At 75.1% G+C, this 13799-nt stretch carries 12 protein-coding genes; 6 read left to right on the top strand and 6 right to left on the bottom strand.

All coding sequences use genetic code 11. From position 1 onward, the window contains the following. The first annotated feature begins 71 nt into the window (after positions 1 to 71). Positions 72 to 1178 carry a DUF4192 domain-containing protein gene (locus BM414_RS20065; RefSeq protein WP_093582434.1) on the top strand — a complete coding sequence of 369 codons (1107 nt, stop codon included), beginning with the start codon at positions 72 to 74 and terminating at the stop codon, positions 1176 to 1178. Between the two features lie 3 nt (positions 1179 to 1181). Here the strand turns inward: BM414_RS20065 and BM414_RS20060 are convergent, their stop codons facing one another. Together BM414_RS20060 and BM414_RS20055 are read right to left on the bottom strand one after the other, a co-directional pair. Next, a complete protein-coding gene (locus BM414_RS20060) occupies positions 1182 to 3275 on the bottom strand; it encodes a S9 family peptidase (protein WP_245784852.1) in 2094 nt (697 codons plus the stop codon). A 105-nt stretch (positions 3276 to 3380) separates the two neighbouring features. Further along, positions 3381 to 4088 carry an iron-dependent transcriptional repressor DtxR gene (locus BM414_RS20055; protein WP_093582292.1) on the bottom strand — a complete coding sequence of 236 codons (708 nt, stop codon included), beginning with the start codon at positions 4086 to 4088 and terminating at the stop codon, positions 3381 to 3383. Between the two features lie 173 nt (positions 4089 to 4261). Here BM414_RS20055 and BM414_RS20050 point away from each other — a divergent pair, with 173 nt between their 5' ends. Together BM414_RS20050 and BM414_RS20045 are read left to right on the top strand one after the other, a co-directional pair. Beyond that, positions 4262 to 5443 carry an acetoin utilization protein AcuC gene (locus BM414_RS20050; protein WP_093582290.1) on the top strand — a complete coding sequence of 394 codons (1182 nt, stop codon included), beginning with the start codon at positions 4262 to 4264 and terminating at the stop codon, positions 5441 to 5443. After that, on the top strand, positions 5436 to 8150 hold the full coding sequence (locus BM414_RS20045) for a bifunctional acetate--CoA ligase family protein/GNAT family N-acetyltransferase (RefSeq protein ID WP_093582288.1): 2715 nt from the start codon (positions 5436 to 5438) through the stop codon (positions 8148 to 8150). Before BM414_RS20050 ends, BM414_RS20045 begins: the two co-directional genes overlap by 8 nt. Before the next feature lie 16 nt (positions 8151 to 8166). Here the strand turns inward: BM414_RS20045 and BM414_RS20040 are convergent, their stop codons facing one another. The 4 genes from BM414_RS20040 to dtd form a co-directional block, all read right to left on the bottom strand. After that, complete coding sequence (locus BM414_RS20040; RefSeq protein ID WP_093582287.1) at positions 8167 to 9054, bottom strand: alpha/beta fold hydrolase; 888 nt, start codon at positions 9052 to 9054, stop codon at positions 8167 to 8169. A 113-nt stretch (positions 9055 to 9167) separates the two neighbouring features. Next, the gene (locus BM414_RS20035) at positions 9168 to 9731 is read right to left on the bottom strand and encodes a TIGR03086 family metal-binding protein (protein WP_093582285.1); all 564 of its coding nucleotides are present in this window, start codon (positions 9729 to 9731) and stop codon (positions 9168 to 9170) included. Between the two features lie 108 nt (positions 9732 to 9839). Next, complete coding sequence (gene sigB / locus BM414_RS20030) at positions 9840 to 10823, bottom strand: RNA polymerase sigma factor SigB (RefSeq protein ID WP_093582283.1); 984 nt, start codon at positions 10821 to 10823, stop codon at positions 9840 to 9842. A 243-nt stretch (positions 10824 to 11066) separates the two neighbouring features. After that, positions 11067 to 11498: a D-aminoacyl-tRNA deacylase gene (gene dtd, locus BM414_RS20025; RefSeq protein WP_093582281.1), complete on the bottom strand. Its 432-nt coding sequence runs from the start codon at positions 11496 to 11498 to the stop codon at positions 11067 to 11069. Between the two features lie 118 nt (positions 11499 to 11616). Between dtd and BM414_RS20020 the strand changes: the two genes are divergently transcribed. From BM414_RS20020 to BM414_RS20010, 3 genes are all read left to right on the top strand, one after another. After that, on the top strand, positions 11617 to 12621 hold the full coding sequence (locus BM414_RS20020) for an anti-sigma factor RsbA family regulatory protein (protein WP_245784851.1): 1005 nt from the start codon (positions 11617 to 11619) through the stop codon (positions 12619 to 12621). A 34-nt stretch (positions 12622 to 12655) separates the two neighbouring features. Then, a complete protein-coding gene (locus BM414_RS20015; protein WP_093582279.1) occupies positions 12656 to 13258 on the top strand; it encodes an HhH-GPD-type base excision DNA repair protein in 603 nt (200 codons plus the stop codon). A gap of 164 nt (positions 13259 to 13422) precedes the next feature. Continuing rightward, on the top strand, positions 13423 to 13782 hold the full coding sequence (locus BM414_RS20010; protein WP_093582429.1) for a DUF3099 domain-containing protein: 360 nt from the start codon (positions 13423 to 13425) through the stop codon (positions 13780 to 13782). Positions 13783 to 13799: the final 17 nt, after the last annotated feature.

Genomic DNA, 13799 nt, shown 5'->3' with positions numbered 1-13799 from the left:
CAGGGGCCGATCGCTCCACAGGCGTGGCCGGTCCGGTCCGGGAGGGCCTCGAGGCGCCCAGGGTCGGCTGGGTGGACGAACCCCCGATCCCCGTCATCCGGCTCGGCGACACCGGCGAGGTCGCCGCCGCCCTGCCGCACCTGCTCGGCTTCCACCCGGCCGAGTCCGTCGTGCTGGTCAGCCTCCGCGGCACCGGCGGCAGCCGCGTCGGCCTGACCGTGCGCGCCGACCTGCCCCCGCCCGCCGCGGCACGGTCGCTGGCGCACACGCTCGCCGGCAAGGTCGCCACCGACGAGCCGCAGGCCGTGCTGCTGGCCGTCGTCTCCGGTGCACCAGATGTCGTGACGCCCGACGCCGCGGCCGTCCCCGTGCTGCCCGGTGCCGGGTTCCTGCCGCCGGCGCCCGAACTGCCGCACCGCGACCTCGTGCACGAGATGGTGCTCGCGCTCGACGCCCGGGACGTGCCGGTCCGGGAAGCGCTGCTCGTGCGGTCGGGCCACTGGTGGGACTACGACTGCCCGTACCCGTGCTGCGAGCCCGGCGCGGGCACGCCCCTGCCCGGCGGGGCGAGCCCGCTGGCTGCCGCGGCGGTGGCCGGCGGCGCGGTCCTGGCCGCCGGCCGGGAGGCGCTCGCCGCGCGGATCACCCCGTCCGACGACGACCCGGGCGCGGCCGGGGTGGCGTCCGCCTGCCTGTCCGCCGGGCGCGAGCACGCCGCCCGGCTCCGGGCGCTGGGCCGGGCGGCGGTCGCCGCGGAGGCGGGCGCGGCGGTCACCGCGGCCGTCGCCGACTGCCGGCCGGGTCCCGACACGGCGGCCACCCGGCTGGCCGACGCACGGGTGGCCCGGGTGCTGTGGGGACTGACGCTGCCGGAGGTGCGCGACCGCGCGCTCGGCCTGGCGCTGGGCGAGGACGCGGCGGCCGCCGAGGTGCTGTGGAGCGAGTGCACCCGCCGCGCGCCCGTGCTGCTGGACGGGCCGCCGGCCACCCTGCTCGCGGTCAGCGCCTGGCTGCGCGGCGACGGCGCCATGGCCAACGTCGCGCTGGAGCGGGCGCTGGCCGCCGACCCCGGCGCCGCCCTGCCCCAGCTGCTGGCCGACGGCCTGGCCGCCTGCCTGCCGCCGTCCGCCCTGCGCGCGCTGATCGGCAGCACCCTCGAGCAGGACGCCGCCGGGTGAGCCTCAGACCAGCTCGGGCCGCTGCCACTCCTGCCCGAGGACGTGCTCGGCGAGGAACGCGAGCACCGTCTCGTACCAGACCGTCGCGTTACCCGGCGTGAGCACCCAGTGGTTCTCGTCCGGGAAGTACAGGAACCGCGAGGGGACCGCGCGCTTCTGCAGGTCGTACCAGAGCCGCAGGGCCTCGCCGATCGGCACGCGGTAGTCCTTGTCGCCGTGTATCACCAGCATCGGCGTGCGGATGGCGTCGGCGAACCGGTGCGGGGAGTTCTGCTCGTAGCGCTTGGGGGTGGCCAGCGGGTCGCCCCACTCCTTCTCCCAGTAGTAGGCCGCGTCGGTGGTGCCCACGAAGGAGTCGAGGTCCCAGAGGCTGGCGTGGGTGACGATCGCCTTGAAGCGGTCGGTCTGGGTGGCCACCCAGTTGGCCATGTAGCCGCCGAAGGAGCCGCCCATCGCCGCGGTGCGCTCCGCGTCGACGTCCGGGCGCTCCAGTGCCGCGTCAACGGCGGTCATGAGATCGGTGTAGGGGGCGCCGCCCCACTCGCCCCAGCCCCGGCGGACGAAGTCCTGCCCGAAGCCCTGCGACAGCGCCGGGTTGGGCAGCAGGACGGCGTAGCCGCGCGCCGCCATCACCCACGGGCACCAGCGCCACGACCAGGAGTTCCAGCTCATCAGCGGCCCGCCGTGGATCCACAGCAGCAGTGGTGCCGGGTCCTCGGCGCTCGCGCCCTCCGGCAGGACCAGCCAGGACTGCACCTCCGCGCCGTCGGCGGCGGTCGCGCGCACCTCGTGCAGGGTGCCCGGCAGCGGCCCGAGGGCGCTCGGGGACGGCAGCGGCTCCGGGTGCTGGCCGGTCGCGCGCGGGTCCAGGCGCACCGGCGCGGGCGGCTCGTCGTAGGCCGAGCGCAATGCGAACAGTGCGCTGCCGTCGCGGGCCACCCGCAGGTCGCTGTAGGCGCCGTCGGCGGTGAGCCGCACCGGGCCGCCGCCGGAGAGCTCCACCCGGAACAGGGCGTGCCGGCCGTCCTCGTCGGCGAGGAAGTACACGGCGTCGCCCTCGGCGCTGAACTGCGGGGCGCTGGGCCAGCGGTCGAAGCCCGCGGTGAGGTCGCGGGTCTCGGCGGAGGCCACGTCGACCAGCAGGAGCGTGTAGTCCGGGGGCTCGGCGTAGGTCGTCAGCGTCTCGCGCACGCACACGACCGAGGCGCCGTCGGGGGAGAAGGCGCCGGAGTGCACGTCGGCCAACGGGTCGTCGACGAGTACCCGGCTCTCCCCGGTGGCGGTCTCCAGGAGCACCAGCCGGGTGCGCCGGCCGGCGGGCCCGTCGGGCACCTGCTCGTGCCGCAGCGCCTGCGTCCCGTCGGGGGAGAGGGTCACCGACTCGCCGGCTCCGATGGGCGGCCCGGCGTCGGGCGTCAGGTCGCGCAGGGCCACCGGTTCGGGCCGGTCCCCGGCGGGGTCCTCGGCGGGCAGGGCGCCGGCCCAGAACAGGTGCGGAGCCGCGGGTCCGAGGTCGGCGTCCCAGTAGCGGACGGGATAGGCCTCGTGCAGGACCGCCGTCACCCCGGCGTCGGTGCGCGCCTTGCGGCGCTGCTCGTCCTCGGCCGCGTCGGCGGCGCCGGGCATGGCCGAGGCCACGACGACCACGTCGCCGCTGTCGGCGGCGACGGTGAACCCGCCGACGCCGCCGGGCGGGGAGACCACGGGTCGGGCCTCGCCGCCGCCGGCCGGCAGCGCCCACAGCGCCGGCTTCGGGTCACCGCCGTCCTTCCCGGCGCCCGGGTCGGGGCGGGCCGAGACGAACAGCAGCGTGCCGTCCGGGGCGAAGGCCGGCGCCGACTCCCCGGGGGCACTGCGGGTGAGCCGGCGCGGCGCGCGCCGGCCCTCGGGGTCGACGTCCCACAGGGCCGAGACCCACTTCTTCCGCTCGGCGTCGAGGGTCTGCACCGAGACGGCGAGCCGGCCGTCGGGCGCCAGCGCCAGGCCGCTCACCCGCGGGACGGCGACGAAGTCCGACAGCCGGGCGAACGGGTGCGCCGGATCGGGGTCGGGAGCGGTCTCGGGCCGGCTGTGGGACACGGCGTCGGGCTGGCTCACCGGGGCTCCTCGCGACGGGGACGGGACGGTGCCGCCCACCGTAACGAGCAGCGCCCGGTCCCCCGCCGGAGCGGAGGACCGGGCGCTGGCGGCGCGGCGCGGGGCTCAGAGCTGGGCGGCGGCCTCGACCGGGGTCAGGTCCTCGTCCAGTGCCGAGACGAACAGGTGCTGGGCCACGCCCGCCGGCACCGGGTGGCCGTCGAGGGTGACTGTGCCGTTGGCCGACTGCGCCACCATCGTGGCGCCGGGGCGGATCCCCTGGTCGGCGAGCGTGCGCAGCAGCGTGGCGTCCTCCTGCAGCTGCTCGCTGATCCGCCGGACGGTCACCCGCCGGCCCTCGGCGGTCGCCGTGGTGGAGAGCAGGGTGAGCGCGTCGAGGACCGCCGAGGTCTCCCCGCCGAGCGCGTCCAGGCCCGGGATCGGGTTGCCGAAGGGCGAGACCGTGGGGTTGCCGAGCAGGGACAGCAGCTTGCGCTCCACCGCCTCGCTCATGACGTGCTCCCAGCGGCAGGCCTCCTCGTGCACGTCGGCGTAGTCGAGGCCGATCACGTCCACGAGCAGGCACTCGGCCAGCCGGTGCTTGCGCATGACGGCGGTGGCGAGCTCGCGGCCGGTCTCCGACAGCTGCAGGTGCCGGTCGCCCTCGACGGTCAGCAGCCCGTCGCGCTCCATGCGCGCCACGGTCTGGCTCACCGTCGGGCCGCTCTGGTGCAGCCGCTCGGCGATGCGCGCCCGCAGCGGGACGATGCCCTCCTCCTCCAGTTCGAAGATCGTGCGGAGGTACATCTCGGTGGTGTCGATGAGGTCGTTCACTGGCACTCCTCCGTGTCGTCCCCGATCCTACGGCGCGCGGACGACCGGAACGGGTTCCGCGGGACAGGTCCGCGGGGGAGGCCTTCCTGGGCACGGCGCCCGGCCGGGCGCGGCGGTAGCGTCCGGACGGGCGCGTCGGAGGCACCAGCGGCGCCGGCGACAGGGGAGGGCTCGTGAGCGACTCGGTGGCCGTGGTCTGGGACGAGGCGCTGCTCGGTTACACGATGGGCGGCGAGCACCCCCTGCACCCGGTGCGGCTGGACCTCACCATGCGCCTGGCCGACGGCCTGGGCGTGTTCGCGCCCGGCCGGGTGGAGGTGGTCACGCCGACGCCGGCCGGTGAGGACCTGCTCACCCTCGTGCACGACCCGGCCTACCTGGAGGCGGTGCGGCGGGCGCCCACCCACCCGGACGAGGCGTTCGGCCTGGGCACCGCGGACAACCCGGTGTTCGAGGGCATGTACGAGGCGGCCGCGCTCATCACGGGCGGCAGCGTCATGGCCGCGGAGCTGGTGCACACCGGCCGCGCGCAGCACGCGGTCAACATCTCCGGCGGCCTGCACCACGCCATGCGCGACCGCGCCTCGGGCTTCTGCGTGTTCAACGACGCCGCGATCGCGATCGCCTGGCTGCTCGGCCAGGGCTACGAGCGGATCGCCTACGTCGACCTCGACGTCCACCACGGCGACGGCGTGCAGGCGGCCTTCTACGACGACCCGCGGGTGCTCACGGTGAGCGTCCACCAGACCCCGCTCACGCTGTTCCCCGGCACCGGCTTCCCGGAGGAGACGGGCGACCCGGAGAAGGCGCTCGGCAGCGCGGTCAACCTCGCCCTGCCCAACGGCACCGACGACTCCGGCTGGCTACGGGCCTTCACCGCCGTCGTCCCGAGCGTCGTGCGCGCCTTCTCGCCGCAGATCCTGGTCACCCAGTGTGGCTGCGACGCCCACCACGAGGACCCGCTCGCCGACCTCGCGCTCACCATCGACGGCCAGCGGGCCAGCTACCGGGCGGTGCACGACCTCGCCCACGAGGTGTGCGACGGCCGCTGGATCGCCCTCGGCGGCGGCGGCTACGGGCTGGTGCGCTGTGTGCCGCGGGCCTGGACGCACCTGCTGGCCGAGGCAACGGGGGAGCGGCTGGACCCGGTGACGGCGATCCCGCAGTCGTGGCGCGACGACGTCGTCGCCCGGGGACTGCGGGCGCGGCCACCCACGCACATGACCGAGGGCGGCTACACCGGCTTCTCGGCGTGGGACCCCTTCACCGAGTCCCGCGTCGACCGGGCGGTGTCGCGCACCCGCAGGGCGTCCTTCCCCTACTTCGGCCTCGACCCGGACGACCCCCGTGACTGAGCAGCGGACCACCGCCACGCCCGCGCACGAGGAGGAGCCGCCGCAGCCCCCGGCGCACTGGCAGGCCGACATCGTCGCCGCCGACGGCGGCACGGTGCACCTGCGCCCGATCTGCCCCGAGGACGCCGAGGGGCTCACCGGCCTGATGGAGCGCAGCTCCGACCAGACCCGCTACTACCGGTTCTTCGGGCCGATGAAGCGGCTGTCGGACAAGGACCTGTACCGGTTCACCCACGTCGACCACACCGACCGGGTGGCCTTCGTGCTGCTGCTCGGCGAGCAGCTGATCGGCGTCGGGCGCTACGACCGCTACCCCGGCACCACCGACGCCGAGGTCGCCTTCCTCGTCGAGGACGCCCACCAGGGCCGGGGCCTGGGCTCGGTGCTGCTCGAGCACCTGTCCGCCGCGGCCCGCGAGCGGGGGATCACCAACTTCGTCGCCGAGGTGCTCACCCAGAACAGCCGGATGGTGCGGGTCTTCCTCGACGCCGGCTACCAGGCCAGCCGCTCCTACGAGGACGGCGTGGTCCACCTGACCTTCCCGATCGCCCCCACGGAGACCTCGCTGGCCGTGGCCTACGAGCGCGAGCAGCGCAGCGAGTCCCGCTCCATCGCCCGGTTGCTCACGCCGAAGTCGGTCGCGGTGGTCGGCGCCAGCAACGACGAGGCCAAGATCGGCAACCTCGTGCTGCGCAACCTGCTCGACTACGGCTTCGAGGGGCCGGTGTACCCCGTCAACCCCGGCGTCCGGCACGTGCGCGGCGTCCCCGCGTACGCCTCGATCGAGGCCATCCCCGACGACGTCGACCTGGCCGTGGTCGCCGTCCCCGCCGACGAGGTCGCGGGCGTGGTCGATGCCTGCCGGCGCAAGCGGGTCCGCGGCCTGGTCGTCATCTCCGGCGGCTTCGGCGAGACCGGCCCGGCCGGGCGCGAGGCCGAGCGGCAACTGGTGGCCTCCGCCCGCGCGTCGGGCATGCGGGTCGTCGGCCCCAACTGCCTGGGCATCGTCAACACCGACCCGGCGATCCGGCTCGACGCCAGCCTCGCCCCGCTGGTGCCCGCGCGCGGCCGCGTCGGGTTCTTCGCCCAGTCCGGTGCGCTCGGCGTCGCGCTCCTCGAGCGGGCGCGCAGCCGCAACATCGGCCTGTCCAGCTTCGTCTCGGCGGGCAACCGCGCCGACGTCAGCGGCAACGACCTGCTGCAGTACTGGGCCACCGACCCCGGCACCGAGGTCGTGCTGCTGCACCTGGAGAGCTTCGGCAACCCGCGCAAGTTCGCCCGGCTGGCCCGCACCGTCGCCCGCACCAAGCCGGTGGTCGCCGTGAAGAGCGGCCGGCACGGCGGGCTGACCCCGGGGCTGGCCGGCACGTCGGTGGCGGTGCCCGAGCAGTCGGTGGCCGCGCTGTTCGCCTCGGCCGGGGTGATCCGCGTGGAGACCGTGGCCCAGCTCTTCGAGGTCGGCCTGCTCCTGGCCCACCAGCCGCTGCCCGCGGGCGACCGGGTCGCGATCGTCGGCAACTCGACGGCCATGGGGGTCCTGGTCGCCGACTCCGTCCTCGACCAGGGGCTGGCCCTGGCGCACGAGGCACCGGTCGACATCGGCACCAACGGCAGCCCGGAGGCGTTCCGCACCGCGCTGCAGGCGGCGGTCGACGACGACGGCGTGGACTCCGTCGTCGCGGTGTTCCTCCCGCCGCTGGTGCGCACGCCGCCGGGCGAGTTCGGGCGGGTGCTGCGCGAGGTCTCGACCGCCTCGGCCAAGCCGGTGCTGGCCACCTTCCTCTCCGCCGAGGGCGTCCCGCCGGAGCTCACCGTCCCCGACGACGCGGGCATGCCGGCCCGCGGCTCGGTGCCGTCCTACTCCACGCCGGAGCGGGCGGTCATCGCGCTGGCGCGGGTCACCGAGTACGCGCGCTGGCGCCGGCGGCCGATGGGCACGGTGCCCGAGCTGGCCGGCGTCGACGCCGCGCGCGCCCGGTCGGTCGTCCTCGGCGCGATGGCCGAGTCGCCCGGCGGCCGCCCGCTCACCGACGACGAGATCCTCGAGATGCTGGCCGCCTACGGGGTGCCGCTGCTGGGCACGCGGACGGCGACCACCGCCGACGAGGCCGTCGCCGCGGCCGACGCGGTCGGCTACCCGGTGGTGCTCAAGTCCACGGCGCCCTGGCTCCGGCACCGCACCGACCTCGGCGGGGTCCGGCTCGACCTCCCGGACGCCGCGGCCGTCCGCGCCGCCTTCGCCGCCATCCCGGCCGGCGACCCGGTGATCGTGCAGGAGATGGCCGCGCCGGGCGTGGCCACCGTGGTGGAGGTCGTCGACGACCCGTCGTTCGGCGCGCTGGTCAGCTTCGGCGTCGGGGGAGTGGCCACCGAGCTGCTCGGGGACCGCGCCTACCGCACCCTGCCGCTCACCGACCTCGACGCCGCCGAGCTGGTGCGCGCGCCGCGGGCATGGCCGCTGCTCGACGGGTGGCGAGGATCGGAGCCGGTCGACGTCGCGGCGCTGGAGGACCTGCTGCTGCGGGTGGCGCGGCTGGCCGACGACCTGCCCGAGGTGCTGGGGCTGACGCTCTCGCCGGTGATCGTTGGCCCGGCGGCCCCCTGGCACGGCGGCCGGTCGCTGGTGGTCGCCGGCGGCACCGTGCGGGTCGGCCCGCCGACCGCCCGCGTCGAGCCCGGCCCCCGGCGGATGCGCGACCCCTCCTGAGCGCCCCGGGTGCCGGCTACCGCCACCGCTCGATGAACTCGACCGTCGCGCGGTCGACCTCGTCGGGGTGCGAGGCGCTCAGGAAGTGCCGGCCGCCCTCGACGACGCGGAGCTCGGCGCCGGCGCTGGAGGTGAAGAGCCCGATCTCGTCCTGCGCGTTGGCGACGGAGTAGACCGGGTCGGCGGTGCCGTGCATCCACAGGACCGGGCACCGCACGCCGTCCAGCCGGCCGTGCAGGCCGTCGCGGTCACGCAGGTTGACGGAGCTGATCCGCAGGCGCTTGCGCCCGTCGTCGCCGGTGTAGTTCTCCTGGTGCGTCCGGTGCCAGAACGCGCGCTCCTCGGGCGACACGTCCCCGCCGAGGCCCTCCGCGAGGACGGCGTCGACCAGCTCGACCGGGATGACCCAGTCGTCGCCGACGGGCTCGGCGAGTGCGTGGATGGCCGGCGTGCAGAAGCCGACGCCGTCCCAGCAGCCCAGGTCCCGACTGCGCTGGCTCTCGGCGTCCATCGAGGTGCCGAGCAGGACGATGCCGGTGATCCTCTGCGGCGCGAGCACGGCCATGCGGGCCGCGATCCAGCCGCCCTGCGAGGTACCCAGGACGAACGCCTCGCGGATGCCGAGTGCGTCGAGGACCTGCAGGTCGGCGAGGGCCGAGTCCCAGTACGTGAACTGCTCGTACGAGGCGCGCGTCCGGCCGTGGCCGTACGGCTCGAGGGCGAGCAGGTTGGCGGTGGCCGTGAGCCGCTCGTCGGCGAACTGCGGCCGGTACAGCTCGGCGGAGGTGGTGAACGAGTTGACCAGGACCAGCGTCGGGAGCGAGGCGTCGTAGGGCCTGCCGAACCGGTAACCGATGGTCGAGGTGCCCAGGTGGGGGACGGGGATCGTCTCGACGTCGCTCATGGGTCCCCTGTCGTCGGTGACCGGGCGCACGGCACGTCGGCCGGGGCCGGGGTGGGTCCGGCCATCGTGGTCCCGCGCACCGGGGCGGTCAACCGACCGGGGCGGGCGCCCGCTCAGGGCTGCCGGCCGGTGAAGGCCAGCAGCTTCGTCAGGTCGTCGGCGTCGTCGGGGACGGGGACCCGCGGGCCGTAGTGGCCGCTGCCGCGCAGCGCGGCGTCCCAGGGCTCGATCCCGGCGAGGAAGCCCGACGCCTCGGCCTGGTCGAGGGTCTCGTCCTGACCGGTGGCGCGGGCGAGGTCCCAGGCGTGCACCAGCAGGTCCATGAGGCCGGTCATCGCGACCAGCTCCTGCAGCGTCATGTCCCCGGCGTGGGTGCTCGTGGGGCGCGAGGCGACGGCGGGGTCCTCGAGGAGGGCCGAGATCGCGGCGTCGGCGGCCCGCCAGGCGCCGGCCGGGTCGTCGTCGACCGAGGGCCCCTCGGGCAGTGGCCGGCCGACGGCACCCAGGTACAGCGAGGGCATCCACTCGACCACGTGCCGGACGACGTCGCGGGCCACCCAGCCCTCGCAGGGTGCAGGGTCGTCCCAGCGGCCGGCGGGGACGCCGTCGACCCGCCGTCCGAAGTCGTCGGCCAGGTGCCGCCACCGCTGCGCCGTCGTCGGCTCCGTCGTCGTCATCACCATCTCCTCAACCATCCGGTTGAGTAAGAGCCTGGCCCGGAACGGCGCCCCTGTCAACGCCGAGAGCCGGCTCCCCGCGGGGAACCGGCTCTCGGTTGCTGGCTGTCAGGCCAGGTAGTCGCGCAGGGCGTCGGCGCGCTGCGGGTCGCGCAGCTTGGCCATCGTCTCGCGCTCGATCTGGCGCACCCGCTCGCGGGAGAGGCCGAACTGCTTGCCGATCTGCTCGAGCGTGCGCGGCTGGCCGCCGTCGAGGCCGAAGCGCAGCACCACCACGTCGCGCTCGCGGTCCTCCAGCGTGCCGAGGACGGTGCGCACGTCGCCCTTCATCATCTGGAAGGCCACGGCGTCCTCGGCCACCGCGGCGTCGGCGTCCTCGATGAAGTCACCGAGGCGGGACTCCTCGTCGGCGCCGACGGTCTGGTCGAGGCTGACCAGGTCGCGGCTGTACTCGAGCAGCTCGGTGATCCGCTCGGGCGTCATGTCGAGCTCGAGACCGAGCTCCTCGGCGGTGGGCTCGCGCTCGAGCTCCTGGTGCACCCGCCGACGGGTCCGCACGACCTTGTTGACCTGCTCGGCCAGGTGCACGGGCAGCCGGATGGTGCGGCCGGAGTCGGCCATCGCACGGGTGATCGCCTGGCGGATCCACCACGTCGCGTAGGTCGAGAACTTGAAGCCCTTGGTGTAGTCGAACTTCTCGACGGCGCGGATGAGGCCGACGTTCCCCTCCTGGATGAGGTCCAGGAACGTCATGCCGTGACCGGTGTAGCGCTTGGCCACCGAGACGACCAGGCGCAGGTTGGCCTCGAGCAGGTGCCGCTTGGCGGCCTTGCCGTCGGTGGCCAGCGCCTTGTAGTCGCGCTGCAGGGCCGGGGTGAGCTGCCGCTCGTTGAGCAGCCGCTCGGCGTAGAGGCCGGCCTCGATGCGCTTGGCGAGCTCGACCTCCTGCTCGGCGGTCAGCAGGGCGGTCTTGCCGATGGTGTTGAGGTACACGCGCACCAGGTCGGTCGACACCAGGCCACTGGTGTCCGGCTCGCGGCGCGGCGAGCGGACCTCGAGGGCGTCACTGGGGGAAGACTGGAGGAGCGTCACGGGATGTCTTCGTCCTTGCCTGGGGTTCGGATGCATGCACCGGCCCTCGTGGTCGGTGGGACACCCGCGTCTGGGGGTGGGTCTCCGCTGTCCGGGCGGCTACCCGCTGTTCTTCCGTTGTGGTCCGTTGTGTTACGCCCCGTACAACGGTCCCGCCGGGGCCTGGTGTTCCGCACATCCCGGGTTCACAGGGAACGCACAGGTGGTGTGTTCGGTCACTGGACGTACCCGGCTCGCCGCCGATCAGACCTCGAGCAGCAAGGTCATCGGCCCGTCGTTGACCGACGACACCAGCATCCGGGCGCCGAACACCCCCGTGGCCACCGTGCTCCCACGCCGCTGCAGTTCCTCGACGACGGCCGTGACCAGCGGTTCGGCCACCTGCGCGGGCGCGGCGCCGTCCCACGAGGGACGGCGTCCCTTCCGCGTGTCGGCATACAGTGTGAACTGGCTCACGACGAGCACCGGGAGTCCCAGGTCGCCGGCCGAGCGGGCGCCGTCCTCCGTGGGGAACACCCGCAGCTCGTGGATCTTCCGCGCCAGTCCGAGCGCACGGTCGGCGTCGTCGTCCCGGCCGACGCCGACCAGCGCGAGCAGGCCCGTGCCGATCTCTCCGACGACGGCGCCGTCGACGGTCACCGAGGCCGCGGCCACCCTGCTCACCACCGCACGCACCGGCCCATCCTGCGGCAGTGCCCCCGGCCCGCCCGCCGTCCGGGTGCCCGGCGGGTATCGGGTGGTCTCGTTCCGGAGTTACGGTGGTGAGGCCGGCCGCCCGTGCACCGGCGCACCGGTGACCACCTCGGGGGACCCCACGTTGCACTCGGACCAGAGCTCCGCGGTCGACGCCGCCCCCGACGCCGGCCCTGACGTCGGCATCGCGCACGACGCTCTGGTCTACGACGCCCCCGAGCAGGTCGCCGAGGTCGCCGCCCCATGGCTGCTCGAGGGCCTGGCGGCCGGGGACGCCGCGGTGGTCGCCGTCGGCCCGGAGACCGCCGGCCCGATCTGCGAGGCCGTCGGTGACGACCCGCGCGTGATCGTGGTCGAGCGGCACGCCCTCTACCGCTCCCGCACCCCCACCGCCGTCACCGCGTTCCGCCGGTTCGCCGCCGAGCACGCTACTCCGGGGCGTCGGGTGCGCGTGGTCGGGGAGGTGGACTTCGGCGCCACCGTCGCCGACTGGCGGGAGTGGCAGGCCTACGAGGCCGTCATCAACGACGCCTTCGCGCCCTTCCCGCTGTGGGGACTGTGCGTCTTCAGCGCCGGCCTGCCCGAGCCGCTGCTGGCCACGGCGCGGCACACCCACCCGGGCCTGGTCACCGCGGACGGGTGGGTGCCCAACTCCGACTACGTCGACCCCGCCGCCTACCTGCGCGCCCTCCCCGTCCCCGACGAGCCGCTCGAGACCACCGCGCCGGCGCTGGCCGACGACGCCATCGCCGACTACATCGGCCTGCGGCACGCCGTCCGTGCGCTCCTGGAGACCGTCGACGGCCCCGGTGACGTGCTGGAGGACTTCCTCATGGCCGTCGACGAGATGGCCTCGAACGCCGTCCGGCACGGTTCCCCGCCGGCCGGACTGCGGCTGTGGACCGCGCCGGGGCGGCTGGTCTGCACCGTCCGCGACTCCGGGCGCGGCTGGGACGACCCCTTCGCCGGGTACGGGCCGGCGCACGGCGAGGACCTGTCCCACGGCGGCATGGGCCTGTGGCTGGCCCGCCAGCTGTGCGACCACGTCGCCATCCGGCGCGACGAGCGCGGCGTCAGCGTGCGGCTGTCCACCGGCTGGACCTGACGGCCGGAGCGCCGTCGTCCGGCACACTTCCCGGGTGCCCACAGTGCGCATCACCCAGGACGAGGCGGCCGACGACCTGCTGGGGCGCGACCCGCTCGCGCTGGTCCTCGGGATGCTGTTCGACCAGCAGTTCCCGATGGAGCGGGCCTTCGCCGGGCCCCGGTTGCTGGCCGACCGCATGGGGGTGGACACGCTGTCGGCCGCCGGGATCGCCGACGCCGACCCCGACCGGCTGCTCGCCTGGTTCCAGGGACCGCCGGCCGTGCACCGCTATCCGGGCTCGATGGCCGCCCGGACCCAGGCGCTGTGCCGGCTGCTCCTCGAGCGCTACGACGGCCGCGCCGACGCGCTCTGGTCCGACGCCCCGGACGGCGCCACGCTGCTGCGGCGCATCGGTGAGCTGCCCGGCTTCGGCGCGCAGAAGGCGAAGATCCTCGTGGCGCTGCTCGGCAAGCAGTACGGCGTCACCCCGCCCGGATGGCGGGAGGCGGCCGGCTCCTACGGCGAGGAGGGGTCGCGGCGGTCGGTCGCCGACATCACTGGGCCGGAGTCGCTGGCCGAGGTGAGGGCCGCCAAGCAGGAGGCGAAGAAGGCCGCGAAGCAGGCGGCGGCGACCGCTCCGGCGGCCCGCTCCTAGCGGTCCGGGATCGTCCGCGGAGGCGCCTGCACGGCCTCGATCGCGGTGGCACCATGGGAGCCGGACCGGGGGGAGACCCGGGGCCCGGCCAGCAGGGACCGGGACCTGGCCACCACAGGCGACACCGTGCCGTCGGTGCCCCGATCCAGCGGAGGGATGTGTCCGTGGCCTCGAGCCAGCAGTCCGCACGACCCCGCCGGTCGGAGCCGGTGCTGATCACCCAGGCCGAGCCCAGCCTGGCCGAGCAGCACGCCGCCCGGAAGCGGCGGTACGTAATCACCATGGCCGTCCGTGCCGTCAGCCTCGTGCTGGCCGCGGCGTTCTACCAGATCCTCTGGCTGGCGATCATCTTCGCGGTCCTCGGCACGGTCCTGCCCTGGATCGCCGTCGTCATGGCCAACGACCGGCCGCCGAAGAAGAAGCTCGACGCGAATCGCTACGTCGCGCCCCGGCCCGACCGCATCCTCGACGACCCGGCCCGCCAGCGGCGGGCCATCGAGGGTGGCACCGTCATCGAGGGCTGAGCGCATCGGGAGCTGAA

This window comes from Geodermatophilus amargosae, assembly GCF_900116515.1.
GTDB lineage: Bacteria > Actinomycetota > Actinomycetes > Mycobacteriales > Geodermatophilaceae > Geodermatophilus > Geodermatophilus amargosae.
Note: the sequence above shows the minus strand (reverse complement) of the source record. Positions and strands in the feature narration are given on the sequence as shown.